A 25,139-nucleotide genomic window follows, 5' to 3' on the forward strand; every position below is an offset into this window, starting at 1 on the left:
AACCCGACCGCGCAGCACATGCAAGGCTGGATCACTCAAGTCCAACCTTGGCAAACTGCTGGCGCATATCCACCTCGGGGCGCGGACCGATATGGCTGATGACCTCGGCCGCACACAGGTTGCCCATGCGCCCGCATGTTTCCAGATCACGGCCCGTGGACAGCCCATAGATGAAGCCCGCAGCAAACTGGTCGCCCGCCCCTGTCGCATCAACCGGAGTGACCTTTTCAACCGCAATATCGTGGCGCTGACCGTTCCCGATGATCGTGACCCCATCGCCCGACCGGGTGCAGACCATCAGATCGATCATGTCCGCCGTCTTGGCCATGGCAGCCTCAAGGTCGTCGGTTTCAAACAGGGATTTGATTTCATGTTCGTTGCCGATCACGTAGTCCAATTCGTTCTCGATCATATCGAGGAAGTCGGCGCGGTGGCGATCCACGCAGAACGGGTCGGAGATTGCGATGCCCGCCTTTCCGCCCGCAGCGCGGGTCAGGCGAGACGCTTGGCGGAACGCCTCTTTGCCGTGGTCCTTGTCAAACAGATAGCCCTCGAGGAACATCATCTCGGCACCCGAGGCGACCTCATCGGGCACATCCTCCGGCCCAAGTTCGGTCGAGATACCGAGATAGGTGTTCAGCGAGCGTTCCCCGTCTGGCGTTACAAAGATCATGCAGCGCGAGGTCGGCAGCTCGCCCCCCGGCACCGGCGCATTCACGAAATCGGTGCCGCTGTCCTGCATCGACTTGGCGTAGAACTTGCCAAGCGAGTCGTCATGGACCCGGCCAATGAATGCGGTGGGCAACCCCAATGCGCCGACGCCCGCGATGGTATTGGCCACAGCCCCGCCAGGCGTCTGCAGCCGGTCTTTCATCGCGCCATAAAGGACCTCACCCCGGTCCCGTTCGATCAGTTGCATGATCCCTTTTTCAATTCCCATCAGGTCCAGAAAGGAGTCGTCGGCATGCGAAATCACGTCAACAACGGCGTTGCCGATGCCGACCAGCTTGTACTTGGTCATTCAGTTTTATCCTCAAATGGGCAGAGATCGCGGATGATGCAGGTGGGACACTGCGGCTTGCGCGCCTTGCAGTGATAGCGCCCATGCAGGATCATCCAGTGATGGGCGTGAAGTTGAAAATCAGCCGGAATGTGGTCTTCGATGGCGCGCTCGACCGCCTCGACCGTCTTGCCCGGTGCGATGCCGGTGCGATTGCCAAGACGGAAGATATGGGTGTCGACGGCTTGAGCCGGATACTGCCACCACATGTTCAGCACCACGTTGGCTGTCTTGCGCCCGACTCCCGGCAATGATTGCAGGGCCGCGCGCGAATTGGGAACAACGCCGTCGTAGTCATCCACAAGGATTTGCGACAGCTTCATCACGTTCTTGGCCTTTTGGCGGAAAAGCCCGATGGTCTTGATATGCTCGGTCAGCCCGTCGATCCCGAGGTCGAGCATCTTTTGCGGCGTGTCCGCAATCGCAAACAGGGCCCGCGTCGCCTTGTTCACACCCGCATCCGTAGCTTGCGCTGACAGCGCAACAGCGACGACGAGCGTATAGACATTCACATGCTCCAGCTCCCCCTTGGGTTCGGGGTCTGCGTCCTGAAAACGCTCAAAGATCGCGCGGATCGTGTGGTAACCGAGTTGCTTGGCCATGGATGAGAGGTATGGGGGAAGTTGATGTGGTGAGCAAGGTGTGGGGTGTGATGCGGATGCGCCGGAGGGCTGGGCGGAGCCCATTTGGCCAACTTCCGTCTCGACCACCTCAAATACACATCCGTCCTGAGATTTGGACGTCAGTCAATCGTCATCAGCCCAGTTCTCTGTTCATCTGCCGGTTGCCAGCGCCTCGAATACCTCTCTCGTCAGACTTTCCGACGTGAACGGTTTCTTCACGATCGGCGCTTGTGGATATTCGGTCAGGATGCTTTCGACGTCACCATAACCCGTGGCCAGCACAAACGGGATTTTGAGAGCATCCAGCTTTTGTGCGACAGGCAGAGATGTCTGACGCCCCAAATTGATATCCAACACAGCCAAGGCGATGTCTTCGTTTGCGATGATTTCGAGCGCACCGTCGACCGAACTGGCAAGCTTGACAGTGTTCGCGCCGTGTTCGGTGATGATGTCTGAGGCGTCGAGTGCGATCACCATGTTGTCCTCAAGAACCAGAACGGTGCCCGACAGCTTTGTGGGGGTTCCGGCATCGATCGGCTGCTCCGCGCCCTCGATTTCGACCGGCTCACGCAGATCCTTTGACACGAAATTCGACGGGATCATGATGTCCGCTTCGAACCCTGCCAGCTTGAACCGGGTTTCGACCTTGCCGTTCAGCTCGAACGGTACGGTGCGCTCAATGATGGTCGAGCCGAAACCGCGGCGCGTGGGGGCCTGTACCGGCGGGCCGCCTTGCTCGCGCCATTTGATGATGAGCGCGCCGTCGTCGGGGATAATCAGATCAATGCTCACATGGCCCGAACGGTCGGCAAGGGCCCCGTATTTGGCTGAGTTCGTGACAAGCTCATGCACCACAAGGGCCATGGTCGAAAAGGCTTCGGGGGCCAGCATCGGTGCATCACCGGTGATCACCAACCGGTCCTTCTGACCGTTCAGAAACGCGTTTACCTCGACCTCAATCAGCTCTCGCAATGCGGATGGGGACCATTCCTGCCGCGTGAGTTGATCATGCGCGCGGGCCAGCGACTGAATCCGGCCATCAAGAACCTTCGTATAGGCTTCGATAGTGGTCGCTCCGGCTTTGCTTTGCGACACGAGGCCCTGGATGAGGTTCAGGATGTTGCGGACCCGGTGATTGAGTTCGGCGATCAGCAATTCTTGCTTTTCCGCCGCAGCCTGGCGATCGGCATTCGCCTCGTCTGTCAGCTTCAGCACAATCTCGATCAGGGAAATCCGCAGCGCCTCGGCTGCGCGCAGTTCGCTGTCGGACCACGCTTCCGAAGTGTTGCGCACCATTTCCGTCCATGCCTCGAAACTTTTGCGCGGTGTGAGGCGCACGCCATTCTGTCCGACCTCAACCGGTTTGTTGGGGTTGCCCGCCCATCGCACCGAACGGGCGATTTCGTGACGGAAGAAGACGATATAGTCCCGGGGGGTTCGCGAAATGGGCACCGCAATCAGGCCGGCAACGCGATCCGCTATGACGTCCGCGCCGGGGTAGATTTCGACAAGGCTGTTTGTGGCAAAGACCTTTCCGGTCGGAGCTGTGTTCAAAAACCGCGCGAGGGTTTTGAACTCCTCGGCTGTGGGGGCAGAGCCGCGCGCAGTGTAGCGCCCTTCGGAAAAAACGGCGACACCATCGCTTGCAACGATCTGGGACAATTCGTCGGCGACGATCTCGAAACTCTCGACCAGGTCACCCCCCGACGACAGGCGCGCCATCAGCCGGTCGTGCAGGGCGCGTGCGTTGCGTTCCTCGTCGCGTATCTCGGCCTCGACTTTTCGTTCGAGCTCGTAGGAGAACAGCTGCGCAAACAGCTCAATCGCGGTTCTGCGTTCGTAGTCCACGTAGCGGGCCGACCGGTGGTGGCAGGCAAAGAGCCCCCAAAGCTCGCCGTCTTTCAGGATCGACACCGACATTGAGGCCGCCACATGCATATTGCGCAGGTATTCGAGGTGGATCGGTGATACGGCGCGGGTGACCGACAGGGACAGGTCCAGCGGCTCACCATTCGGGTTCTTTTGAGGCACCAGAGGTGACACGTCCCCGTTCACGTCAGCAATCAGGCGCAGGGGGCTGCGTTTATACAGCGCGCGGGCCTGTTTGGGGATGTCACTTGCGGGATAGCGCAGGCCCAGAAACGGCTCCATTCCGCTGGCATGGCGTTCGGCGATCACCTCGCCCGACCCGTCGGGTGCAAATCGGTACACCATCACGCGGTCGAACCCCGACATGATCTGTAGTGCCATAGCCGCCTCTTGCGCGGCATCGAGAGCGTTGTCCTTCTTTTTCACACGGGCAATCAGGGGCTGCACCAGCGCCAGATCATCGCGGTCCTCCGGATCGCCTTTTGCTTCGAATTCGAAAATGTAGGATTGGCCGGAGGCATGGATGGACACATCAAACAGCTTTCCGTCACCCAGCACATCATACCCAAAGAGACGGCTGATTGCGGCACCGCCGCTGCTGCTGATCTGCAACTTCGTGCGCAAGTCGTGAACGGTTTGATGGGGCAGCAGATCCATCAGCCGCCGTCCAATTGCCCTGTCTGGTTCAATATCCAGAAGCGTCGCACAGTTCGCCGACAGATGGTTGATCATCAAATCCGCCGAGGTCGAGATGAGGCATCCATAAGCCTGAACGTTCCCAAGCAGGTGGATCGGCTCACGGTCGCAATTGGTGAGGTCGACCGAAGGTGAGGTTTCGGTACTGATGTCGTTTTGTTTCATGACGCAAGTTCCACGTCCGGGAGATGATCGGTGACCGGCTCATGTGCGGCGGTGTAGAACAAAGCAAACAGCATTTTGGTGTCCTCGACAATTGTTTGCGCACGCTCACTTTCTGTCGGGATGCTGGACAGCTGATCGCAGACATCGCGCCAGCGACCGGGCACGGATGCAAGCGAGAAATACGCAGTTGCCTGCTGCACTGTGGGATCGCTTGCGGTCAACCATCGGCTCCTGAGTATCTTGCTCCCCAGACGGGAGCCCTCAATCACATACTCCATCGCGAGTTGATCCGGGTTTTGCAGATCGGATACCACATGGATGCTTTCCGATGCGCCCAGCACCGCCAGGTCGTCGTCGATCCGGTGCAGCATCTCATTGAGGCTGCTCCACGCTGGGCTTTCGCACGGCGCGAGGTCGCGCATCACCATGAAGCAGCTTTGGTGGATGGACAGGAAGCGTACAAAGCCGTCGCAAGTCGCGATGTCAACGGACGACAAAAGCGCGTCAACGCGTTCATGGTCGGCGTGGGTCTCGTTCTTCAATAGTCGCCGAAAATCTGTACACATGGATGGCTGCCCCTCACCCTGCCGTTTATTTTGTTGATGCAGAGACCCGTGTTCTGCCTGCAATTTAGCGGCCTTGGGTGAATGATGCTCACGAGCTTGTCAATAAACTATGACATAGCAAAACGGACCGTGGAAGTTTCGATGTTGCATCAAGGGTTGGGTGGATTTGGACCTGCTGCACTAGAAATTGTTTGTTGATTGAGCACATCCGATCCTGAAACGGTGATTTCAAAAGTCGGTGCCAATCCTAGAAGCACACATAAGCCAGTGGCGGTTCTGCCCCCGAACTATCCGCAGGAAACGGGTCGCGTCTGGCCGTCGCACGCCCTACCTTCTCAGTATGCAACATACACCTGATACCGCCTATCACTACAACGTCATGCGCCGTGCCATTGATCTGATTGATTCTGCTGGCGATCCGCTCAGCCTTGAGACGCTGGCCGCCGAAATGGGGATGAGCCCGGCGCATTTTCAACGGGTCTTTTCACGTTGGGTCGGCGTATCTCCCAAGCGGTATCAACAGTATCTCACGCTTGGCCACGCCAAGGCGCTGCTGGCAGATCGCTTCACCACCCTTGAGGCCGCGCATGAGGCCGGGTTGAGCGGGTCGGGCCGCTTGCACGACCTGTTCTTGCGGTGGGAGGCGATGAGCCCGGGGGAGTTTGCCAAGGGCGGTGCTGGCCTCACGATCTATTGGGGATGGTTTGACAGTCCCTTCGGCCTGGCTCTTGTCATGGGCACAGACAAGGGAATCTGTGGCTTGGGTTTTGCCGCCGAAATGGGTGAGGACTGGGCGATGCAGGATCTTGTCACACGTTGGCCCAAGGCAGAATTCGCCGAAGATCCGATGCGATTGCGCCCCTGGGTGCTGGCAGCGTTCGGGGCGGAAGAGGCAGAGTTGAGCCACGCACCCTTGTACCTGATCGGCGCACCGTTTCAGATCAAGGTATGGGAGGCATTGCTGCGCATTCCATCGGGTCACGTCACCACCTATTCCGAAATCGCGGGCAGTATCGGCAATCCGCGGGCCGTGCGCGCGGTCGGCACAGCCGTTGGGCGCAATCCGGTCAGTTGGCTGATCCCGTGTCATCGCGCGCTACGCAAATCGGGTGGATTGGGTGGCTACCATTGGGGATTGCCGGTCAAGCGCGCTCTACTTGCCTATGAATCTGCGCGGATAGAAGCCTGATTTCGGCAAATTTCCGGTTTGAGATGCCGCTTATGTGAATTTTCCCCCTATTCTGTCGGAACTTTGCAAGACTATCTTGTGTTATTCCAAGGTGCCCTGCCCGAACGGGGCCCGTTCTTGAAGGCAGTAGGATATATCGATGACCAAACTTACACTCTCCATCGCCATGGGTGCCGTGATTGCACTGGGCGCGTGCACTGAACCGGACGGTAGCGGTGTGAATCCCAACCAGAAACGCAACACAGGGGCCGCTATCGGGGCCGCCTCCGGTGCCGTGATCGGTGCCATTGCCGGAGACACCGGCACAGCGGTTGCAGGTGCTGTGATCGGCGGCGCGGTCGGTGCCGGGATCGGGTACAACCTTGATCAGCAAGAAGCAGAGTTGCGCCGCGACCTGAACAACAATGTCACCATTACAAATACAGGTGATCGGCTGATCGTGTCGTTCCCGCAGGCCATTCTGTTTGACGTTAACAGCTTTACCGTGCGCCCAAGCCTTGGTGCGGACATGGCGGCGCTGGCAGACAGCTTGCAGCAATACCCCGACTCGACAATCCAGATCGTGGGTCACACAGATTCGGACGGCGAGGCCGCCTTTAACCAGCAACTCAGCGAACGCCGCGCCAATGCTGTGGCGGACGTCTTGTTGAACCAAGGTGTTCCCTTTAATCGCGTGCGTACCTTTGGGCGTGGCGAAAGTCAGCCGGTCGCGACAAACGCGACTGCTGCAGGCAAGGCCCAAAACCGTCGGGTCGAGATTGTGATCCTGCCCAACGCGTAAGCGCCCAAAAATTTCGGTAACTTACCGCTGAGGCCCGTGATGTGATCGCGGGCCTCTTGTTTTGCGCGGCCTCAGCGCGGATTGTGCATGTTGAAACAAGTAGGACGTAAAATATGAGTACGCCGACCCTTCTAGGCATTTCAGGCTCTTTGCGGGCCGGTGCAAACAATCGAAAACTCTTGCGTGAGGCGGCGCGTCTGTTCGGCGACTGCACATATGTCGAGGCTGATATTCTGATGCCGCTTTATGATGGCGACGACGAAGAGGCTGATGGTCTACCCGAAGCGGCAGAAACCCTCGCGGGCCAGATTGTCGAAGCGGATGCGGTGCTGATTTCGACGCCTGAGTACAACAAGGGGCCCTCCGGTGCGCTTAAAAATGCACTAGATTGGGTCAGCCGCATTCAAGGCAATCCGTGGGCCGACAAACCACTGGCGGTGATGTCGGCTGCTGCCGGTCGCGCGGGCGGAGAGCGCGCGCAGATGATCCTGCGCGGTTACATGGTCCCGTTCCATCCCCGTATTTTACAGGGCCCCGAGGTGCATCTGGCCGAGTGTCACAACCAGTTTGACGAGGATGGCACGCTGAAAGGTGACATCTATATCAAGACGCTGCGCGATCTGATGCAAAAGCTGCGCGCGGAGCTGCGCCGCTAGGTTCGAGTGCTCACCTCGATGAGATTGCCGTCAGGGTCGCGCACATAGAGCGAATGGATCGGGCCGGTGGCACCGGTGCGCGCGACGGGTCCTTCGACGATGTGGGTCTGCGTACTCTCGAAATGTGCTGCCCATACGGCTAAGGAAGTTTCGGTCAGGAAACACAAGTCGGCGCTTCCCGGCGTTGGTGTGTCGGCCTTGGGGACAAATTCGGCCCCAGCTTGATGCAGGTTTATCTTGTGCGGACCAAAGCGCAGCGCGTGCCGCGTGCTGCCATCTGCAACCTGGAAGGGCAGGTGCGTCATGCCCAACACATCCGCGTAGAACGCAATCGTCGTGTCGATGTCGCGCACCGTCAGCACCAGATGGTCGAGCGTGTGCAGTTTGGGTTGTTCCAATTTCCGGCATCCTCGCGCATGGTTTCGCGATGCAGGATGCCCAACCTACCGTGTATCGTCAAAGTGATGTTCTGGACCCGGCCCGCGCGCAGGCGATGCAGGTCGCCCTTGGCCGTGCGCCTGAGTTGCAGGCGGGTGATCCGCTGCCTCCGTTTTTCCACCAGCTCTATTTCTGGGCTCCGCAGCCGCCCGCCACACTGGGCCGTGACGGACACCCCAAGGTCGGCGGATTGATCCCGGATATGGGCCTGCCGCGCCGCATGTGGGCGGGCGGTCGGCTGCGTTTCGATGCGCCGCTGCTCGCCGGTGTGCCAGCGGAACGGAGGTCGGTCTGTGAGGCGGCTGTGCGCAAGAAGGGCCGGACCGGTCCGCTGGCCTTCGTGACCCTGCGCCACGAGATCTGGCAGGACGGCGCGCTGTGCCTGCGCGAGTGGCAGGACTTGGTTTATCGCACCGATGCTGGCCCTGCGCCGATCCCCCCGATCGCTGACACCGATGAGGATGAGGCGCGCGATGTGTCCTTTGATACGACAATGCTGTTTCGCTACTCCGCGCTTACCTTCAATGGGCACCGCATTCACTATGACCAGCCCTATGCCCGCGAGATCGAAGGCTATTCCGGTTTAGTCGTGCACGGGCCATTGCTGGCGCAACATCTGATGCTAATGGCCGAGGGGGCGTTTGGGCCTTTGATGCAGTTCTCGTTCCGCGCGACGGCCCCCTTGATGGATTTCGAGACGGCGACGCTCTGTCGGCGGGATCGCACGCTGTGGGTGCGTGGCCCGGACGGGCGGCAATGTATGGTGGCCGAGGCCTAAAGCGAGGCTGCGACCTCGAACCCAAACGGAATGGTGTCGCGACCGTCGAGGATCAGATCGGCGATCGTTTTGGCGACCTTCGGGGCCATGCCAAAGCCGATCTTGAACCCGCCGTTGGCGATGAAATGCCCAGGGCGCCCCGGCCAGGGGCCCAGCATCGGCGCGCGACTGCGACTGCGGGGGCGCAGACCGGCCCACCGCGCAAGCACAGGCGCGTCGCGCAGCGCGGGCACGGCATTGCGGGCGCGGCTCAAGATCGCGTCCAGTTGGGCGTCGGTGCCGGTTGCGGTGTCGTATTCCCGCTCGGTGGTGGAGCCGATGGCCGTCGTCCCGTCGCTGTGCGGAATGATGTGCAGCGTATCCGAAAAAAGCTGCGGTGCGTCCGGCATGGCGTGATCCAGCAGGATCGCTTGCCCTTTGATCCCGGTGCCGACCATGCGGCTGTGACTGGCGTTGAGGTCGTTGAGGCCCGCAACTCCTGTGGCATGGACGGTCAAGGCGGTATCGATCCCGTCTGGCTGCACCACGACCCCCTTCCCTGCCAGCGCAGCGACAAGAGCCAGACAGGCCTGACGCGGATGGATGCGCGCGCTGAGCGTGTCGTGGATTTCATATCCCGTCGGGCTGTGCGCGCCCCAGGCCGTGCCGGTGACGGGCCGCACGATCCACTGCGCGGCGTCCCCCCACAGCGTCGCAGCGGTCTCGGCGCGTTGATGGGCCAATGTGAGCGCCGCATCATCGGCAATCGGCTGCGTGCGCCCCAAGCGGCCATAGCCTGCGCTTGCGCCACCCACCTGTTCAACCGCGGCCCAGAAATGTTCGGCCAACAGCAGGCTTTCCAGCTGAAACTGCTTTTTGGGGTTCCAGTTCTCGGGCACGTGCGGGGCCAGTGCGCCGACGATGCCGCCGCTTGCTCTGGCGGCAGGTCCGTTTGGGTCGATGACCTGCACGTCCGCCCCGCGCTGCGTCAACTCCCAGGCGATCGACAGCCCGAAAATACCCGCGCCCCGCACTGTGATCTTGTCGATTGCCAAGGTGGTACCCTTTCGGCCAATGTCCGCATTGATGGGGGCGTCTTACAGGGGCAGCGGATGCAGGACCAGCGCGCAGAACTGGACTGGCGGGATGGGCGCGTGCCGGTGTCGCGCCGCTTTGATGATCCCTATTTCAGTCTCGACAATGGGCTGGCCGAAACGCGGCATGTGTTTCTGGACGGCAACGGCCTGCCGGACCGGTTTGTGGGCGGGTTCCATGTGGCCGAGTTGGGGTTCGGCACAGGCCTGAACTTTCTGACCACATGGGCGGCGTGGCGCGCTGCGGGCGTTGACGGTACGCTGCGTTTCACCAGCTTTGAGGCGTTTCCGATGGCCCCCAACGACATGCGTACGGCCTTGGCTGCGTTTCCGGAGGTTGCGGAATTGGCTGAGGCGATGTTGAGCGGCGTGCCAATGGAGGGGATAGAGTTGCGTGTCATCAAAGGGGATGCACGCGCCACTTTGCCTGCTTGGGACGGCAAGGCCGATGCGTGGTTTCTGGATGGGTTCTCACCGGCCAAGAATCCCGAATTGTGGGGCGAGGCGTTGATGCAGGCCGTCGCGGATCACACTGCCCCCGGTGGCACGGCGGCGACCTATACGGCGGCAGGGTTCGTGCGACGCGGGCTTGAGGCGGCGGGATTTGATGTCACCCGCGCGCCGGGCTTTGGACGCAAGCGCCATATGACGATTGCGACGTTGCGATGAGTGCGGGCAACAACACCCGCCTCGGGATCGCCTTGATGATCGCCGTGTCGGTGGTGTTTGCGGGCCAGGATGGCATCTCGCGCCACCTGGCCAGCGAGTACAACGTCTATATGGTCGTGATGATCCGGTACTGGTTTTTCGCCGCATTTGTCGTCACCATTGCCGCGCGCAAAGCAGGAGGCGTGGCGGCCGCTGCCCGAACCAAGCGGCCTGTGGTGCAGGGATTTCGTGGGCTGCTGCTGGCCGCCGAGATTTGCGTGATGGTCAGTGCGTTCACGATCCTCGGGCTGGTGGAAAGCCACGCGGTATTTGCCGCCTACCCGCTGTTGGTGGCGGCGCTTTCGGGCCCGGTGCTGGGCGAGCATGTGGGTTGGCGGCGCTGGGCGGCCATCGGGGTCGGCTTTGTCGGTGTGCTGTTCATCCTGAAACCCGGACTTGGCGTGTTCAATCCGGCGGCGGTCATCCCGCTGATCTCGGCTGTGATGTTCGCGATGTACGGCTTGCTGACGCGCTACGTCGCGCGCGATGACAGCACGGCGACCAGCTTTTTCTGGACAGGCACGACGGGCGCTGTGGCGATGACTTGCGTTGGGCTGTGGTTCTGGGAGCCGATGACAGGCACCGATTGGGCGTGGATGGGCGCGCTGTGCATGACCGGATCGCTTGGGCATTGGCTGCTGATCCGCTGCTATGAAGTGGCGGAGGCAAGTGCTGTCCAACCCTTCGCTTACTTCCAGATGGTGTTTGCCGCCGGGGTGGGGATTGTGCTGTTTGGCGAGGCGTTGCAGATCAACGTGCTGATCGGTGCGGCGATCATCGTGGCGGCGGGGTTGTTTACGCTATGGCGCGAACGGCAGCAGGGTTGATCCCGTAAGCTCTTCGCTGAACGGGATCGGCAGGGGGTCTTTGCCGAGCCGGGCGCGATAGATCGGCAGGCTTTCGGTCACCCGCATCACGTAGTTGCGGGTTTCCCGGAATGGGATGTGCTCAATCCAGTCGATGAAGTCGAAATCGTCGTCCAAGCGGCGGGGGTCGCCATAAAGACCCATCCAACGGATCGGACGGCTGGGGCCTGCGTTGTAAGCCGCCGACATCAAGATCACATTGCCGCCAAACCGAGGAACAAGCTGGCTGAGAAAGGTGGAGCCGAGTTCCGCGTTATAGACGGGATCGGCGGTCAGCCGGGCGGTGGAGTGTTCACCGCTGCGCCCAAGGCTGTTTGCCACTTCTTGGGCCGTTGCGGGCATCAGCTGCATCAGCCCGCGCGCGCCTGCACCCGATTGCACCTTGGGATCAAATTCGCTCTCGCGCCGGGCGATGGCGAGGTTCATTTCGGGGGCCATACTCAGGTCCGCTTCGGCCAATGGGTGCAGCGGATAATAGGGCGCGTGCAGTGTGATCCCGCGCCGCGCGACCCGTTTGCCGATCATGACCGCCAGATGGGGTTGATCGGCGTCGACGGCGGCTTGCCCTAGCTGGGCAGCCTGCGCCGGGTCGAGGGTTTCGGCCAGATGGGTCCAGAACCGTTCGGCCACATCCAACTCACCCGACGCTTGCAGGAGCAGGCCCGCCTGGAAGAGATCGCGTTTGGCCAGGTCAGAGGTGCGCCAGTCTGGCACGGCGGCGTTGCCAGCCAACAGGGGATCGATAGGCAAGCCACCTCGCTCGGCGGCGAGTAAGCCATAGAATGAGGTCTGAAACTGCGCCCCGTCCGCATAGGCGGCTTGGGCGGCATCAGAATTACCCATCGCCTCGTGTGCGCGCCCGATCCAGTATCCAGCCCGTCCACGCGAGATGGGGGAGGCGATGGCGGCCCGGTGGTTCTGGAAATGCCCAAGGGCCAATTCGGGATCAGCGAGTTTGCGCAGGGCAATATAGCCTGCGAGCCATTCCAGATCGGCATAGTTCGACCCCGACATCAGGAAGTGGTTGGCGGCCATCTGATAAGCGCGGCTGGCCTCTCCGTCGCGCATTTCATCGCGCACCATGGCGCGTCGACGGTTTGCCCATGCCTCGGGTCGGCCAAGCGTGTCGGCAGAGCGGGAGGTTTCGAGCAGCAGGTCTTTGGCCGAGTCCCATCGCCCTTTCCGGATACGCCACTCAAAGCGGTCATGAGACAGGCCAGCGTTGGCTTGTAGTGCTGCGGGCAGAGCATCAATCAGGGCGTTCACGGCGGTGCTGCCAGCTTGCAGTGCGAGGCGGGCGCGTCCGAGTGCGGCCTGATCATCCGGGATCAGGTCAAACATCCGGCGTGCGTCGTCGCGTTGACGATCCCAAAGCATGGCCGACGCGCGCGCCTGATGATGGGGGCGGATCACCTCGCCATAAAGCGACAGGTAAAGCGCATGGGTAGCTGCAGACATCGGCATGGTCCGCCATGCCAGGATCAGGGCAGCTTCGGCCTTGCCGCGTTGTCCTGCGGCAATCAAGGCCGCTGCATAGTCAAAGGTGGCAGAGGCGGTTTGCGGGATTGCCTCGGCGTAAAACTGCAGCAGGGCCGCATCTCCGGCTTTCGCCACGGCGTCCGCTGATTGTCGTCTCAGATAGGCCTCGCCCGGCCAGTCGGGTCGGCGGTCCAGAAAGGCGCGCACCTCGGCGTAGGTGCCACGACCCGCGCGCAGTCTATGCCATTCGATGACGTCAGCCGCGATCGGGCCATCGCGCGCGGCAAGTGCAGCGGCGGTGTCCCAATTGCCTGCGCGCATGGCATCCATGGCCCAGCCAAGCGGGCGGGGTCGGTCGGCCAAAGCGGTCACAGCCAGCAGAAAAAGCGCGACTACAGCGCAGGCACATCGGCTCATCACTTGCATTTCCCAACGCCTCATGGCTAGAGCCTTGCAGCATATGGCGGCACCGCAGGGTTTCAACTCACGATGCTGCCATATGCGCATTTCATTCCAGGCCATCTGCCTGCCACACGTAAAAAAGGAGCTTCGAGATGTTCAAAGGTTCTATGCCTGCCCTCGTAACGCCGTTTCGTAACGGCGCATTGGATCTGGAAACGCTCAAGAAGCTGGTCGAGTGGCATATCGGCGAAGGTACCAACGGGTTCGTACCGGTCGGGACCACAGGGGAAAGCCCCACACTCACGCACGAAGAGCACGAGACCGTCATCGACACGGTGGTCAAGGCTGCTGCGGGCCGCGTGCCGGTGATCGCCGGAGCCGGGTCGAACAACACGGTCGAGGCGATCCGCTTTGTTCAGTTCGCCGAAAAGGTCGGCGCCGCAGCGGCGCTGGTTGTGACCCCCTATTACAACAAGCCCACCCAACGCGGACTGATCGCGCATTTCAAGGCGCTGCACGATTGTGCCGATATTCCGATCATCATCTACAACATTCCAGGCCGGTCCATCATCGACATGACCCCGGCCACGATGGCCGAGCTTGCCAAACTGCCCCGTATCGTGGGTGTCAAGGATGCGACCGGTGATCTGGCCCGGGTCTGCGAGACCCGGATGGCCTGTGGCCCGGATTTCGTCCAGCTGTCAGGCGAAGATGCGACTGCCCACGGGTTCAACGCGCAAGGCGGTGTGGGCTGCATCTCAGTCACGGCGAATGTCGCGCCAAAGTTGTTGGCGCAGATGCAGGCGGCCTGTCTGGCGGGCGACTATTCGAAAGCTCTCGGCATTCAGGACAAGCTGATGCCGCTGCACAAGGCCATCTTTACCGAGCCGGGCCTTGTTGGTGCGAAATACGCGATGTCGCGGTTGGGTCTGTGTTCTGATGAGGTGCGCCTGCCCCTGACGGGTCTCGCGGATGAGACGAAGGCGCTGGTGGATGCAGGCCTGAAACATGCAGGTCTCATGTAAGTCGGCGGGTGGGCGGCGCGCCCACCCTGCGTCAGCGTTTGCCGTAATAGAGGCCGACGACATGCTCGGCCTCTGCAAAGAATAGCCAGCGCGAGACGAGTGCCCCTGCGACATGGCTGATGACGGCCAGCAGGGCCAGCATATGCGAGAATGAGGCGGCCAGCAGCGCAATGGGCAGGACGGCCATCAGCACGATCGAAATGATCCGCAGTTTTTGACTATGCTTGCGCCCAACGACATAGGCGAATTCCTTGAGCAGATAGTTCGTGCCCGTATGCGGGGGCTCGAACGCGCGCACGCTTCCGATGTTGCCCAGGCCCGTTGCTGTGGCCATCGATGTGCCTGACCCGGCCAATGCGCCGTCACCCTGCGCCCAAAGAAAGACTTGTACCACAGCCGCAATGGCCAAAAGCGCCATGGCCAAGGTGATTTGCCCGGCCAGCAGCGCGCCGCCTGCAAAAGCGTAGCTGAGGAACATGGCCGGTGTCGCGGTCGAGTTCCAGCGGGGGATCGTCTTGAGCTGGGTATAGATCATGGACGTGGTGAAGACGGTGAGCACCGAAAACACTGATCCGATCAGGCCAAGGATCGTCCAGCGTTCCCCGAAGAAAACAAGGCCCATGCCGTAGACGGCCATGACCAGCAGCGCGATCACCGCGCACCAGCCTTCGCGGCTGAGCCACGAAGAGCGCCATTGCGTGAACGCCTTGAGTGCGCGTTCGGGGTGGCCGAGGTGGAAGGTTGAGGACATGAGCCCGCCCACAGCGCACACATATGCGATGGCGAAAAAGGCGAAAGCTGTCCAACCCATAACACCGGGATAGCCCAAGCCAAGGAAGGTCAGCAGCCCAAAGCCGATGCCAGAAAAGACGGTAAAGAAAATGACGGAGGGTGCCGGGTGCATCAGAGTTTCTCCAGCGTCTTGTCGAGCCAGCCGAGAAAGCCCTTGGCCTCTTGCGCAACGGGTTCGAGATAGGGAGCGAGGATGTCGATATCACCCGCACTTTCGCTCAGCGTGTCCTTGGGCCGGGGGGGCAGGTATTTGTTGACGGGTTTCGTGCCCTGTTCGGGCATCAGGTCCATCCCGCCGCGTTCGGCCGTGAGCTTCGAGACATGGCTGTCGGGATCTGCGAAGTCGCCGAAATGCCGCGCGCCCGCCGGGCAGGTCCGAACGCAGGCGGGTTCGCGATCCACTTCGGGCAGGTTTTCGTTATAGATGCGGTCGACGCAGAGCGTGCATTTCTTCATCACCTTTTCGACTGCGTCCATTTCGCGCGCACCATAAGGGCATGCCCAGGCGCACAGCCCACAGCCGATGCAGTCGCTTTCGTTGACCAGCACGATACCGTCCTCGACCCGCTTGTAGCTGGCCCCGGTGGGACAGACGGTGACACAGGGTGCGTCCTCGCAATGCAGGCAGGATTTGGGGAAGTGGATCAGTTGCGCCTCGCCTTGCGTGGGCTGCACCTCATAGCTGTGAACGCGGTTCAGAAAGGTGCCGGACGGGTCCGATCCATACGCATCGGTATCGGACAGCGGCGCGCCGTAGTTTTCGGTGTTCCACCCTTTGCATGAGATGACGCATGCATGGCAGCCGACGCAGGTATCCAGATCAATGACCAGACCGAGTTTGCGGTTCGTGGATTGGGGAAGGGTGGTCATGCCAGCACCTCGCTTGTCGTAGGGACGGACTGGGGCGCTGCCCCAGTCCCTGCGGTATTTTTGCTCAAAAGAAACATCATGCCGCCTCTCTGATGCTGAGGTTCGTCTTGCCGATGCTTTCGGCCCTGGATGCGTCCCAATTGGCGATGAAATAGATGAAGGAGCCGAGAGCGAGCGTCACGAAAGCGGCGATCACGAGAAGCGTGCGTTTGATACCGGTCATTTGCCCACCTTCCAACTGAGGGTGTCCGGCCCTTGGCCTACGGGCGACTTGATCGGTTTCATTGCTGGTTGGGATTCTGCTGGTGCGTCTGCCTTTTCGATACGCACTTTGAGGTCGAACCATGCGGCTTGTCCGGTGATCGGATCGGAATTGGCCCATCGCAGCCCGTCACCTTTTGGTGGCAGCAATTCGTGGATCAGGTGGTTGAGCAGGAAGCCACGCGTCGCCTCGGGTGCATGTTCATCCAGCGCCCACGCCCCTTTGCGTTTGCCGATCGCGTTCCATGTCCAGACCGTGTTTTCGTTGAGGGCCGCCATTTCCAGAACCGGCACGGTGATTTCACCATGGGGTGAGGTGACCCTGGCCCAGTCCCCGTCGCTAAGGTCGTTTTCGCGCATGAGCTTCGTGGGCAGGTACAGCGGATTGTGCCCGTGCAACTGTCGCAGCCACGCGTTTTGCGACCCCCAAGAGTGGTACATCGCCATGGGGCGCTGCGTAAGCGCGGTGATCGGGAAGTCGTCTACCTTGTTCTCTGGCGCGGGGTCGTACCAGATCGGCAGCGGGTCCATCGTCGCCTTGATCCGTTCGCGCAGATGGTCGGGCGGTTGGCGATCCCCGTGCCCTTCGGCGGCAAGCTGGAACCGGCGCATCGGCTCGACATAGAGCGAGAACAGGTAGGGCTGCGGGCTGTCATAAAGGCCCATGCCCACGGCCCAGTCCTGATAGGCAGCGTTCCAGGGTTTGTAGTAGTTCGCGCCATCGGGAATGTGTTCGACGAAGAAGCCACCGTTTTCGATGTAGTTGTCGAGTTGGCTTTCGTTCACGCCGCCGCGCCCGGAGGTCAGCCCGTCTTCGCCCATGCGGAACCCTGCGAGGGGGCCGATGCCGGGCTTGCGTTCGTGGTTGACGATGTAGTCGGCGTAGTCGGCATATTTCTGGCTGCCATCCTCGTTCGTGAAGCCAGGCAGGTGCAGTTTTCCGCCCAGTTCGCAGAGCACGGATTGGAAGCCACGTACATCGCGGTCGGGTTCGATGACGGGCCACCGGATCGCATCAGCGGCGGCATCCGCCTCGCAGATCGGTCGATCGAGCAGCGAGATGCAGTCGTGGCGTTCGAGGTAGGTCGTGTCGGGCAGGATCAGGTCCGCATAGGCAACCATTTCCGAACTATACGCATCCGAATATATGATACGCGGGATGACGTACTCGCCGTCCTCGCCCTTGTCCGTCAGCATGTCGATCACGCCGCGCGTGTTCATTGACGAGTTCCACGACATGTTGGCCATGTACATGAACAGCGTGTCGATCTTGTAGGGGTCACCCGCGTGGGCGTTCGAGATAACCATGTGCATCAACCCGTGGCTCGACATCGGGTTTTCCCATGTGAACGCCTTGTCGATGCGCGCCGGACTGCCGTCTTCTTTCAGCGCCAGATCGTCGGGTCCGTGGACGAACCCGAGGTGAGGCCCATCCAGCGGGCTGTCTGCGGTCACTCTGCAATGTGGTTTCGGGTGCGCGGTCGCGGGCTTGGGATAGGGCGGTTTGAAGCGGAAGCCGCCGGGCACCTCGACGCTGCCGAGCAGGATTTGCAGCACGTGAAGGGCGCGGCAGGTCTGAAACCCGTTGGCATGCGCCGAAATCCCACGCATCGCGTGGAAGGACACCGGGCGGCCCTGCATGGTGAGGTGCGTTTCGCCGCGGAAATCGGTCCAGGCCTGGTTCAGCTCAAACGCTTCGTCGAAGGCGACGCGCGCGATTTCTGCAGCGAGCGCGCGGATGCGCCTGGCCGAGATGCCGACGCGTTCGGCGACGGATTCGGGGGCATATTCATCGCTCAGATACCGTTCGGCCATGTGCTGCATCACAGTGCGGTGGCTGATGCCGGCGTGACGATGCGTGGCGGTGAGGTCCGGTTTGACACCTTTTTGGTCGAAGGGGGTAAGCTTGCCGGTGGCGCGGTCGATCACCAGCTCTTTGCCATCCTCGTCGCGCAGCAGCAGCCCGAATTCCGGGGATTTTTCGTCACCATTCACGAGGCAAGGCGCGTTGGTGTATTGGGCGAGGTAGTTCACGTCGATCTTGCCTGCCTTCATCAGGCAATGGACCATCGACAGGATGAATAGCCCGTCCGTGCCGGGTGTGATTCCAACCCAATCGTCGGCGACCGCGTTATAACCGGTACGGATCGGGTTCACACCGATGACGCGGGCACCGCGCGCCTTGATCTTGCCGATGCCCATCTTGATCGGGTTGCTGTCGTGGTCTTCGGCGACGCCAAACAGCATGAACAGTTTGGTGTGATCCCAGTCAGGCTGACCGAATTCCCAGAACGCGCCGCCCATCGTATAGATGCCCGCTGCTGCCATGTTGACCGAACAGAAGCCGCCATGCGCTGCGTAGTTGGGCGTGCCGAAATTCTGCGCCCAGAACGATGTGAAGGATTGCGACTGGTCTCGACCCGTGAAGAAGGCGAGTTTGGACGGGTCGTCCTTGCGTAGGGGGGCCAGCCAGTCGGTGGCGATCCCCAAGGCTTCGTCCCACGAGATTTCCTCGAACTCGCCGGATCCGCGTGGGCCGACTCGTTTCAGCGGCGCGCGCAGACGGGACGGCGCGTTGACCTGCATGATGCCTGCCGAGCCCTTGGCGCAGAGGACGCCCTTGTTCACCGGGTGGTCGCGGTTGCCTTCGATATAGGCGACCTTGCCGTCCTTGAGGTGCACGTTGATCCCGCAGCGGCAGGCGCACATGTAGCAAGTGGTTTTGCGGACTTCGTCGGAGACTTTCGGCGACAGATCAAGCTTGGGCTGGTTCATGTGGTCTCCTGTCGGGCGGCGGATTGCAGGGCGGTGACGGCGATCATGTGCAGGACATCGTCGGCGGTGCAGCCCCGGCTGAGGTCGTTGGCGGGCTTGGCGAGCCCCTGAAGGATCGGGCCTATGGCGGTACAGCCGCCGATGCGTTGTGCGATCTTGTAGCCGATATTTCCTGCATCGAGGTTGGGAAATATCATCACGTTGGCATGGCCTGCGACGGACGACCCGGCGGCTTTGCTTCCCCCGACATCCGGGACAAAGGCCGCGTCGAATTGCAATTCCCCGTCGGCGTCGAGGTCGGGGTGCTGTTCTGCCAGAATCGTGGTGGCGTCCGTTACCTTGGTGACATTGGCGTGGCGCGCACTGCCCTTCGTGGAGAATGACAACAGTGCAACTTTCGGCGTTTCGGCCATGAGTGCCTGGCATGAGGCGGCGGATTGGACTGCGATGGCGGCAAGGTCATCGGCGTTGGGGTCGATCACAAGCCCGCTGTCGGAGAAGATCATCGCGCGCCTGCCGGATGGGTGGTTGTCCGGCAAGACCATAAGGAAAAAGCTGGATACCAAAGCGGCGTCCGACGCTTTGCCAATCACCTGAAGTGCTGCGCGCACGGTATCGGACGTCGTCGCAACGGCCCCACCGACCGTGCCGTCGGCATACCCCATGCGGACAAGCATGGCGGCAAAGACCAAGGGGTTTTCGGTGAGTGTTTCCGCCTTTTCAAGGGTGACGCCCTTGTGCTGGCGATGTTCAAAAAAGCCGTGCGCGATCTCGGCCTTGCGAGGATCGGCCACTGGATCGGCGACGCGCAGATGATCGGATGGCTGCCCGCCTGCCTCGTGCAGAGCTGCCGTCACAGCGTTCGTGTCACCCACAAGCGTGATTGTGCCCAGACCAGCGGTGACAGCGCGAATGGCAGCGGCCACGATCCGGGGATCGTGGCCTTCGCTCAGTACGATATGAGCGGGCTGGGCCGCCGCACGGCGCTGGAGGTCGTCCAGAACACTCATGCGGCCCAACCGGTTTTTGAATGATCCATCACGTGGATCAAACAACCTGCTCGCGCATGTCGTCTTTGCTGATCCCGGCGACTTCGACAGGTTTTTTCATCGCATCGCGGCGGAAGGGATCGCCAAGCTCTTGGTTGATCATTGCCTCGATCAGGGTGGTGATCCCGTTTTCCATCTGGTCCTTGATGGCTTGGGCCAGCGCTTCGGTCAATTCGTCCTGCGTGCGGGCCACGACGCCCTTTAGCCCACAGGCATTGGCGATCCCGGCATAGGAGACATCCTCGTCCAACTCGGTGCCCACAAAGTTGTCGTCGAACCAAAGGGTCGAGTTCCGCTTTTCCGCGCCCCACTGGTAGTTGCGGAAGACGATCTGTGTGATCGCGGGCCAGTCGCCGCGCCCGATGGCGGTGAGTTCGTTGACCGAGATGCCAAACGCGCCGTCACCCGCAAAGCCCACGACAGGCACATCGGGCTTGCCGATTTTCGCGCCCACGATGGACGGCAGGCCATAGCCGCAAGGGCCGAACAGGCCGGGGGCCAGATATTTGCGCGATTCATTGAACGACGGATAGGCGTTCCCGATGGCGCAGTTGTTGCCGATATCGGACGAGATGATCGCCTCGACCGGCAGCGCCTTCTGGATTGCGCGCCATGCCATGCGGGGGGCCATCCAGTCGGGTTTCGCGGCGCGGGCGCGCACGTTCCAGTCGGTGCCGGGATCGTCCTGTTCCTCGGTCATCGAGGTCAGTTCCTGCGCCCATGCGGACTTGGTGGTCGCGATGATGTCCTTGCGCTCTTGGCGGTTGGTGTCGCCTGCATCGTCGCTGAGTTGCGCGGTGATGCCTTTGGCGACCTTGGCCGCGTCACCCACGATGCCCACCGTGACCTTTTTGGTCAGGCCGATGCGGTCGGGGTTGAGATCGACCTGGATGATCTTGGCATCTGTGGGCCAGTAATCGATGCCATAGCCGGGCAGGGTGGAGAACGGGTTGAGCCGCGTGCCAAGGCACAGCACGACGTCCGCTTGGCTGATCAACTGCATGCCTGCCTTGGAGCCGTTGTAGCCCAAGGGACCTGCAAACAGCGGGTGGTTGCCGGGGAACGCGTCATTGTGCTGGTAGCCGACACATACGGGGGCGTCGAGACGCTCGGCCAACACGCGTGAGGCTTCGATGCCGCCCTTGGACAGAACCGCGCCGGCGCCGTTCAGGATGACGGGGAACTTCGCCTCGCTCAGCATTTTGGCCGCGTCCGCGACGGCAGTATCGCCGCCTTGAGGCAGTTCGAAGTCGACGATGACGGGCAGGTCGATGTCGATCACCTGCGTCCAGAAATCGCGAGGCACGTTGATCTGGGCCGGGGCCGAGGCGCGTTTGGCCTGCATGATCACGCGGTTCAGGGTTTCGGCGATGCGGGACGGGTCGCGCACCTCTTCCTGGTAGGCGACGCAATCGGCGAACAGGTTCATCTGCTCCATTTCCTGAAAACCGCCCTGACCGATGGTCTTGTTCGCGGCTTGCGGTGTGACCAGCAGAACGGGTGTGTGGTTCCAGTAGGCGGTTTTGACGGCGGTCACGAAATTGGTGATGCCGGGGCCGTTCTGCGCGATCATCATGCACATCTTGCCGGTGGCGCGGGTAAAGCCGTCGGCCATCATCCCGCCCGATGTTTCGTGGGCGCAGTCCCAGAACTTGATGCCCGCATCGGGGAAGATGTCCGAAATTGGCATCATGGCGGATCCGATGATCCCGAATGCGTTGTCAATTCCGTGCATTTGCAACGTTTTTACAAAGGCTTCTTCGGTGGTCATCTTCATGGCGGCGCTCTCCAACAAAAAATGGGGGCGTCGAATCGCCCCGGCTAGGTTGGCCTTAAGGTAAAGGCCTGTGCGTTCCGAAGTTAGGGCCAGTTGTGAAGCTGCCTTAAGTCCAGGTTATGCGCCGAGGGCACGTGCGATCAACGATACCCCGGTCGCGATTTTGTCGGCCTGGATTGAGGAATATCCGAGCCGGTAATAGTTGCGCGGCAGGTCATCGCCCGAGAAGAACGCGTGCCCTGGTTCGATCAGAACGCCGTCATCGCGCAGGCTGCGGGACAGATCGCGCGTATCGACGCCGTCTGGCGCGCGCATCCAGAAAGAGGAGCCTCCGAATGCGCCTATCCCGGCCACGTTCAGCCCGTGTTCGTCTATCGCCTGCTGCATCGCCGTGCGGCGCGTGTGCAAGGCGGCCCCCATCTTGCGAATTTGAGCATCGTAGTGGCCCATCGAAAGAAAGTACGCTGCCGTCCGTTGAATGTGCCCCGGTGGGTGGCGCAACACCGATGTGCGCAGCGCGCGCGCCTCGCGCACAAACGGTTCGGAGCCCACCAAATACCCAAGGCGCAGCCCCGGGAACAGGGATTTCGAGAAGCTGCCCACATAGATCACACGCCCATCCGTATCCATGGATTTGAGCGCGGGTGAGGGTGGTTCAAGGAACGACATCTCGAACTCGTAATCGTCTTCGACGATCAATGCCTCAAGCTCACGTGCCCGGTCCAAAAGCGCTTGTCGGCGTGCCATGGGCATGGTTGCTGTCGTTGGGCACTGGTGGCTTGGTGTGGTGAAAATGACATCGGCATCCGGGGTGATTGCGTCCGGTGGCAGACCGTCGCGGTCAACCCTTACTGGAGCCATATGGCAGCGCGATTGCGTCAGGATTTCGCGCAAAGCTGGGTAGCAGGGGTCTTCGAATGCGGCTGTGCGCCGTTGGGTCAGCAAGACCTGTGCGGCGAGCCACAAGGCGTTTTGCGCGCCGAGTGTGATCAGAATCTGGTCGGCATTTGCAGCAATCCCGCGGCGCGGCAGCGTATGGCGTTGGATGAACTCAATCAGTTGCGGATCGTCTTGGTCGAAATAGTCGGATGTCAGCGCCGAGAAATCACGTTGGCCGAGGGCTTGCAGCGCGCATTGCCGCCAGTTGGCGTGATCAAAGAGCTGCGGATCCGTCTGTCCGTAGATGAAAGGATATCGAAATCGCGCCCAGTCTTGGGGTTTATTGAGGGTCTGTCCGCCCGAAAACCGCTGGCCAATGGCGCGCGTCCAGTCGACGCTGTCACTGACCATTTGCTGCGGGCGGTAGACGGGAGGAACGGGTGCGTTGGCAGACACGTAGTACCCGGATCGCCCGCGCGCGGACAGGTAGTCAGAGGCCACCAATTCGGTATAGGCTAGTGTGACCGTGATCCGGCTTATGCCCAAATGTGTTGCGAGTTTTCGGGTCGATGGCAGCTTTTCCCCCGCTGCGAACCGTCCTGACAATATGCCATGCGCAATCATCTGCTGCACCTGACTTTGCAGGGTGCCCTGATGCGTGGGTGACAGGAAAAATGTTTCGACCGGGAGTGCCATGTGCCAAGTCTAAACTGGTCTTATGGATCGGTCAATCTGGCATTATTTATCGTTGAATACGCCTTGCCATATCAATAGCGTATTACAGCTAATCGACGAGATCAATAAAAATCGAGACGTTTTGTTTCATTATTAACCTGTGGTATACCCGTTCGCGTCATTCGTGGCTATCACAATCGGGGCATTTAGGAGAACACGCGCGCGATCTCTGCTCGCTTTGCAAGTCTTACCAACTTGTTAATGCGCCGGACGCCGAAACAGCGTCTTCTTAAGATATGAAGACGCAAATGTGAGCTTTCGAAATTCATGAGAAAGCGCCCTTCATGACCGAGCAATCGACCCGTCTGTCACTTCCCTTGATCCAGCCATCGCAGGCTCAAAAGCATGTCACGCATAACAGTGCGCTTGAAATTCTGGATGCTGTCGCGCAGTTGAACGTGCTGTCGCGCGACGCAAATACGCCCCCAACGCTGACGGACGAGGGTGCCATATTTGCGCTTGGCGCTGCGCCGCAGGCCGTGTGGGCCGGTCATCCTAATGAGATGGCAATCCGATCCAACGGTGGATGGCTGTTTGTCGAACCGCGCGAGGGCTGGGTGCTGTATGATCAGGCGGATGACGTTATTTGCGTGCGCAAAGGCACGGCGTGGGAGCCGGTGACGCCGAACCTCGACAATGTTGCGGGCGTTGGTATCAATGCGACCTCTGATGCAGTGAACCGTTTGGCAGTATCGGCCGAGGCCACTTTGCTGACCCATGACACAACCGGCAGTCATCAGTTGAAGGTCAACAAGGCCGCCGCCTCGGACGTCGCAAGCCTGCTGTTCCAATCCGGGTATTCAGGCCGTGCCGAAATGGGCACGATGGGCAATGATGATTTCGCGATCAAGGTCAGCCAGGATGGCGCGACCTTTGTCACTGCCCTGGCGTTTGATGGGGCCACCGGCCATGCGACAGGTGCCGCCGTACAGCAAAGCAGCGATGACGTGACACCGGGCCGCCTCATGCGTGCCGATTGGGGGTATGGGCCTGGGAATGTCGTAGGCACGGTGGGCCAAACGGCGGGATTACCGACTGGTGCTGTGATCGAGAGTGCGACTACGCCGCAGGGTGCCTATGTGCGTTTTGCCGATGGTACGCAGATTTGTTCAGCCGCCCTTAGCCTCGGTTTTGGCGGTGCCAACCGGATCGGGGCGGCTTGGCTTTTCCCCGTGCCTTTTGCGGGGGTGCCGGTCGTGACAGGCTCCATCGATGCTACCAGTATTCAGGCTGATGCAACGCCTGATCTGGATGCATTAGGTGCTTTTGTAAGTGCCAATACGGACGGCACACAGACCACACTCGCGCAGTATCGCGTCGCTGGATCGACCGACTTTCAAAGCGCTGACACTGCCCTTTGTCACGTGATGGCAATCGGGCGCTGGTTCTAAAGAGTACACCTGCCTACAGAGGCGTGGCTGGTGGCTTGCCAATCTCGCGTCAGCGCGAGGAGGGCACTCGAAGCCTTAATAATTCGCTTCTATTCAATGCGATAACGGTGAGCCAGTCACGGTTTTCGGTCCACAAGAACACCAAACTTGGCAAAAAAAGGGCCGTACTTACCGTTTCCTAAGACTTCTGCCGGATCATCCGCCTGGTCAATGACATGTAATTGTCAAAGACCAAA

Annotated in this window: 22 protein-coding genes; 8 read left to right on the forward strand and 14 right to left on the reverse strand. The window is 60.7% G+C overall.

Annotated elements, in window-relative coordinates; all coding sequences use genetic code 11:
- Positions 1 to 31 precede the first annotated feature (31 nt).
- The 4 genes from Q0908_RS17635 to Q0908_RS17650 form a co-directional block, all read right to left on the reverse strand.
- The gene (locus Q0908_RS17635) at positions 32 to 1,021 is read right to left on the reverse strand and encodes an adenosine kinase (RefSeq protein ID WP_299287639.1); all 990 of its coding nucleotides are present in this window, start codon (positions 1,019 to 1,021) and stop codon (positions 32 to 34) included.
- Positions 1,018 to 1,662 carry an endonuclease III gene (gene nth / locus Q0908_RS17640; RefSeq protein ID WP_299287642.1) on the reverse strand — a complete coding sequence of 215 codons (645 nt, stop codon included), beginning with the start codon at positions 1,660 to 1,662 and terminating at the stop codon, positions 1,018 to 1,020. The genes Q0908_RS17635 and nth overlap by 4 nt, the downstream gene beginning before the upstream one ends.
- Positions 1,663 to 1,833: 171 nt before the next feature.
- Positions 1,834 to 4,413: an HWE histidine kinase domain-containing protein gene (locus Q0908_RS17645; RefSeq protein ID WP_299287645.1), complete on the reverse strand. Its 2,580-nt coding sequence runs from the start codon at positions 4,411 to 4,413 to the stop codon at positions 1,834 to 1,836.
- Positions 4,410 to 4,955 carry a biliverdin-producing heme oxygenase gene (locus Q0908_RS17650; protein ID WP_299287648.1) on the reverse strand — a complete coding sequence of 182 codons (546 nt, stop codon included), beginning with the start codon at positions 4,953 to 4,955 and terminating at the stop codon, positions 4,410 to 4,412. The genes Q0908_RS17645 and Q0908_RS17650 overlap by 4 nt, the downstream gene beginning before the upstream one ends.
- A 364-nt stretch (positions 4,956 to 5,319) precedes the next feature.
- On the opposite strand from Q0908_RS17650, the gene Q0908_RS17655 reads away from it, so the two are divergent.
- The 3 genes from Q0908_RS17655 (at position 5,320) to Q0908_RS17665 (ending at position 7,605) form a co-directional block, all read left to right on the forward strand.
- The gene (locus tag Q0908_RS17655; protein ID WP_299287651.1) at positions 5,320 to 6,168 is read left to right on the forward strand and encodes a methylated-DNA--[protein]-cysteine S-methyltransferase; all 849 of its coding nucleotides are present in this window, start codon (positions 5,320 to 5,322) and stop codon (positions 6,166 to 6,168) included.
- 133 nt (positions 6,169 to 6,301) lie between these two features.
- Positions 6,302 to 6,949 carry an OmpA family protein gene (locus Q0908_RS17660; RefSeq protein ID WP_299287740.1) on the forward strand — a complete coding sequence of 216 codons (648 nt, stop codon included), beginning with the start codon at positions 6,302 to 6,304 and terminating at the stop codon, positions 6,947 to 6,949.
- A gap of 113 nt (positions 6,950 to 7,062) precedes the next feature.
- Positions 7,063 to 7,605: an NADPH-dependent FMN reductase gene (locus Q0908_RS17665; RefSeq protein ID WP_299287655.1), complete on the forward strand. Its 543-nt coding sequence runs from the start codon at positions 7,063 to 7,065 to the stop codon at positions 7,603 to 7,605.
- Here the strand turns inward: Q0908_RS17665 and Q0908_RS17670 are convergent.
- On the reverse strand, positions 7,602 to 8,003 hold the full coding sequence (locus Q0908_RS17670) for a VOC family protein (RefSeq protein ID WP_299287658.1): 402 nt from the start codon (positions 8,001 to 8,003) through the stop codon (positions 7,602 to 7,604). The two genes, Q0908_RS17665 and Q0908_RS17670, sit on opposite strands and share 4 nt — an antisense overlap.
- Before the next feature lie 29 nt (positions 8,004 to 8,032).
- On the opposite strand from Q0908_RS17670, the gene Q0908_RS17675 reads away from it, so the two are divergent.
- Positions 8,033 to 8,821 carry an acyl dehydratase gene (locus Q0908_RS17675; protein ID WP_299287661.1) on the forward strand — a complete coding sequence of 263 codons (789 nt, stop codon included), beginning with the start codon at positions 8,033 to 8,035 and terminating at the stop codon, positions 8,819 to 8,821.
- On the opposite strand, the gene Q0908_RS17680 is transcribed toward Q0908_RS17675, so the two are convergent.
- On the reverse strand, positions 8,818 to 9,849 hold the full coding sequence (locus Q0908_RS17680; RefSeq protein WP_299287743.1) for an FAD-binding oxidoreductase: 1,032 nt from the start codon (positions 9,847 to 9,849) through the stop codon (positions 8,818 to 8,820). The two genes, Q0908_RS17675 and Q0908_RS17680, sit on opposite strands and share 4 nt — an antisense overlap.
- 63 nt (positions 9,850 to 9,912) lie before the next feature.
- Between Q0908_RS17680 and mnmD the strand changes: the two genes are divergently transcribed.
- Entirely contained in the window at positions 9,913 to 10,563 is a 651-nt protein-coding gene (gene mnmD / locus Q0908_RS17685) for a tRNA (5-methylaminomethyl-2-thiouridine)(34)-methyltransferase MnmD (RefSeq protein ID WP_299287664.1), read from the forward strand.
- Positions 10,560 to 11,429 (forward strand): DMT family transporter, encoded by an 870-nt coding sequence (locus tag Q0908_RS17690; RefSeq protein ID WP_299287667.1) that lies wholly within the window; start codon positions 10,560 to 10,562, stop codon positions 11,427 to 11,429. The genes mnmD and Q0908_RS17690 overlap by 4 nt, the downstream gene beginning before the upstream one ends.
- Here the strand turns inward: Q0908_RS17690 and Q0908_RS17695 are convergent.
- The gene (locus Q0908_RS17695; RefSeq protein WP_299287670.1) at positions 11,403 to 13,388 is read right to left on the reverse strand and encodes a lytic transglycosylase domain-containing protein; all 1,986 of its coding nucleotides are present in this window, start codon (positions 13,386 to 13,388) and stop codon (positions 11,403 to 11,405) included. The genes Q0908_RS17690 and Q0908_RS17695 overlap by 27 nt on opposite strands.
- Positions 13,389 to 13,501: 113 nt before the next feature.
- Here Q0908_RS17695 and dapA point away from each other — a divergent pair, with 113 nt between their 5' ends.
- A complete protein-coding gene (gene dapA / locus Q0908_RS17700) occupies positions 13,502 to 14,374 on the forward strand; it encodes a 4-hydroxy-tetrahydrodipicolinate synthase (protein WP_299287673.1) in 873 nt (290 codons plus the stop codon).
- A gap of 31 nt (positions 14,375 to 14,405) precedes the next feature.
- Here dapA and Q0908_RS17705 read toward each other — a convergent pair whose 3' ends face one another.
- The 7 genes from Q0908_RS17705 to Q0908_RS17735 form a co-directional block, all read right to left on the reverse strand.
- Positions 14,406 to 15,278, reverse strand: a complete 873-nt coding sequence (locus Q0908_RS17705) for a DmsC/YnfH family molybdoenzyme membrane anchor subunit (protein ID WP_299287676.1) — start codon at positions 15,276 to 15,278, stop codon at positions 14,406 to 14,408.
- Positions 15,278 to 16,036, reverse strand: coding sequence for a 4Fe-4S dicluster domain-containing protein (locus tag Q0908_RS17710; protein WP_299287678.1), 759 nt, complete (start codon positions 16,034 to 16,036; stop codon positions 15,278 to 15,280). The genes Q0908_RS17705 and Q0908_RS17710 overlap by 1 nt, the downstream gene beginning before the upstream one ends.
- Before the next feature lie 76 nt (positions 16,037 to 16,112).
- Positions 16,113 to 16,259: a hypothetical protein gene (locus Q0908_RS17715; RefSeq protein ID WP_299287681.1), complete on the reverse strand. Its 147-nt coding sequence runs from the start codon at positions 16,257 to 16,259 to the stop codon at positions 16,113 to 16,115.
- On the reverse strand, positions 16,256 to 19,072 hold the full coding sequence (locus tag Q0908_RS17720; protein WP_299287684.1) for a molybdopterin oxidoreductase family protein: 2,817 nt from the start codon (positions 19,070 to 19,072) through the stop codon (positions 16,256 to 16,258). The genes Q0908_RS17715 and Q0908_RS17720 overlap by 4 nt, the downstream gene beginning before the upstream one ends.
- Entirely contained in the window at positions 19,069 to 20,082 is a 1,014-nt protein-coding gene (gene pta, locus Q0908_RS17725) for a phosphate acetyltransferase (RefSeq protein ID WP_299287687.1), read from the reverse strand. Before pta ends, Q0908_RS17720 begins: the two co-directional genes overlap by 4 nt.
- A gap of 37 nt (positions 20,083 to 20,119) precedes the next feature.
- On the reverse strand, positions 20,120 to 21,898 hold the full coding sequence (gene xsc / locus Q0908_RS17730) for a sulfoacetaldehyde acetyltransferase (protein ID WP_299287690.1): 1,779 nt from the start codon (positions 21,896 to 21,898) through the stop codon (positions 20,120 to 20,122).
- Positions 21,899 to 22,015: 117 nt separating this feature from the next.
- Entirely contained in the window at positions 22,016 to 23,473 is a 1,458-nt protein-coding gene (locus Q0908_RS17735; RefSeq protein WP_299287693.1) for a PLP-dependent aminotransferase family protein, read from the reverse strand.
- Between the two features lie 323 nt (positions 23,474 to 23,796).
- Here Q0908_RS17735 and Q0908_RS17740 point away from each other — a divergent pair, with 323 nt between their 5' ends.
- A complete protein-coding gene (locus tag Q0908_RS17740; RefSeq protein ID WP_299287696.1) occupies positions 23,797 to 24,903 on the forward strand; it encodes a DUF2793 domain-containing protein in 1,107 nt (368 codons plus the stop codon).
- Positions 24,904 to 25,139: the final 236 nt, after the last annotated feature.

The organism is uncultured Tateyamaria sp. (assembly GCF_947494755.1).
Lineage (GTDB): Bacteria > Pseudomonadota > Alphaproteobacteria > Rhodobacterales > Rhodobacteraceae > Tateyamaria.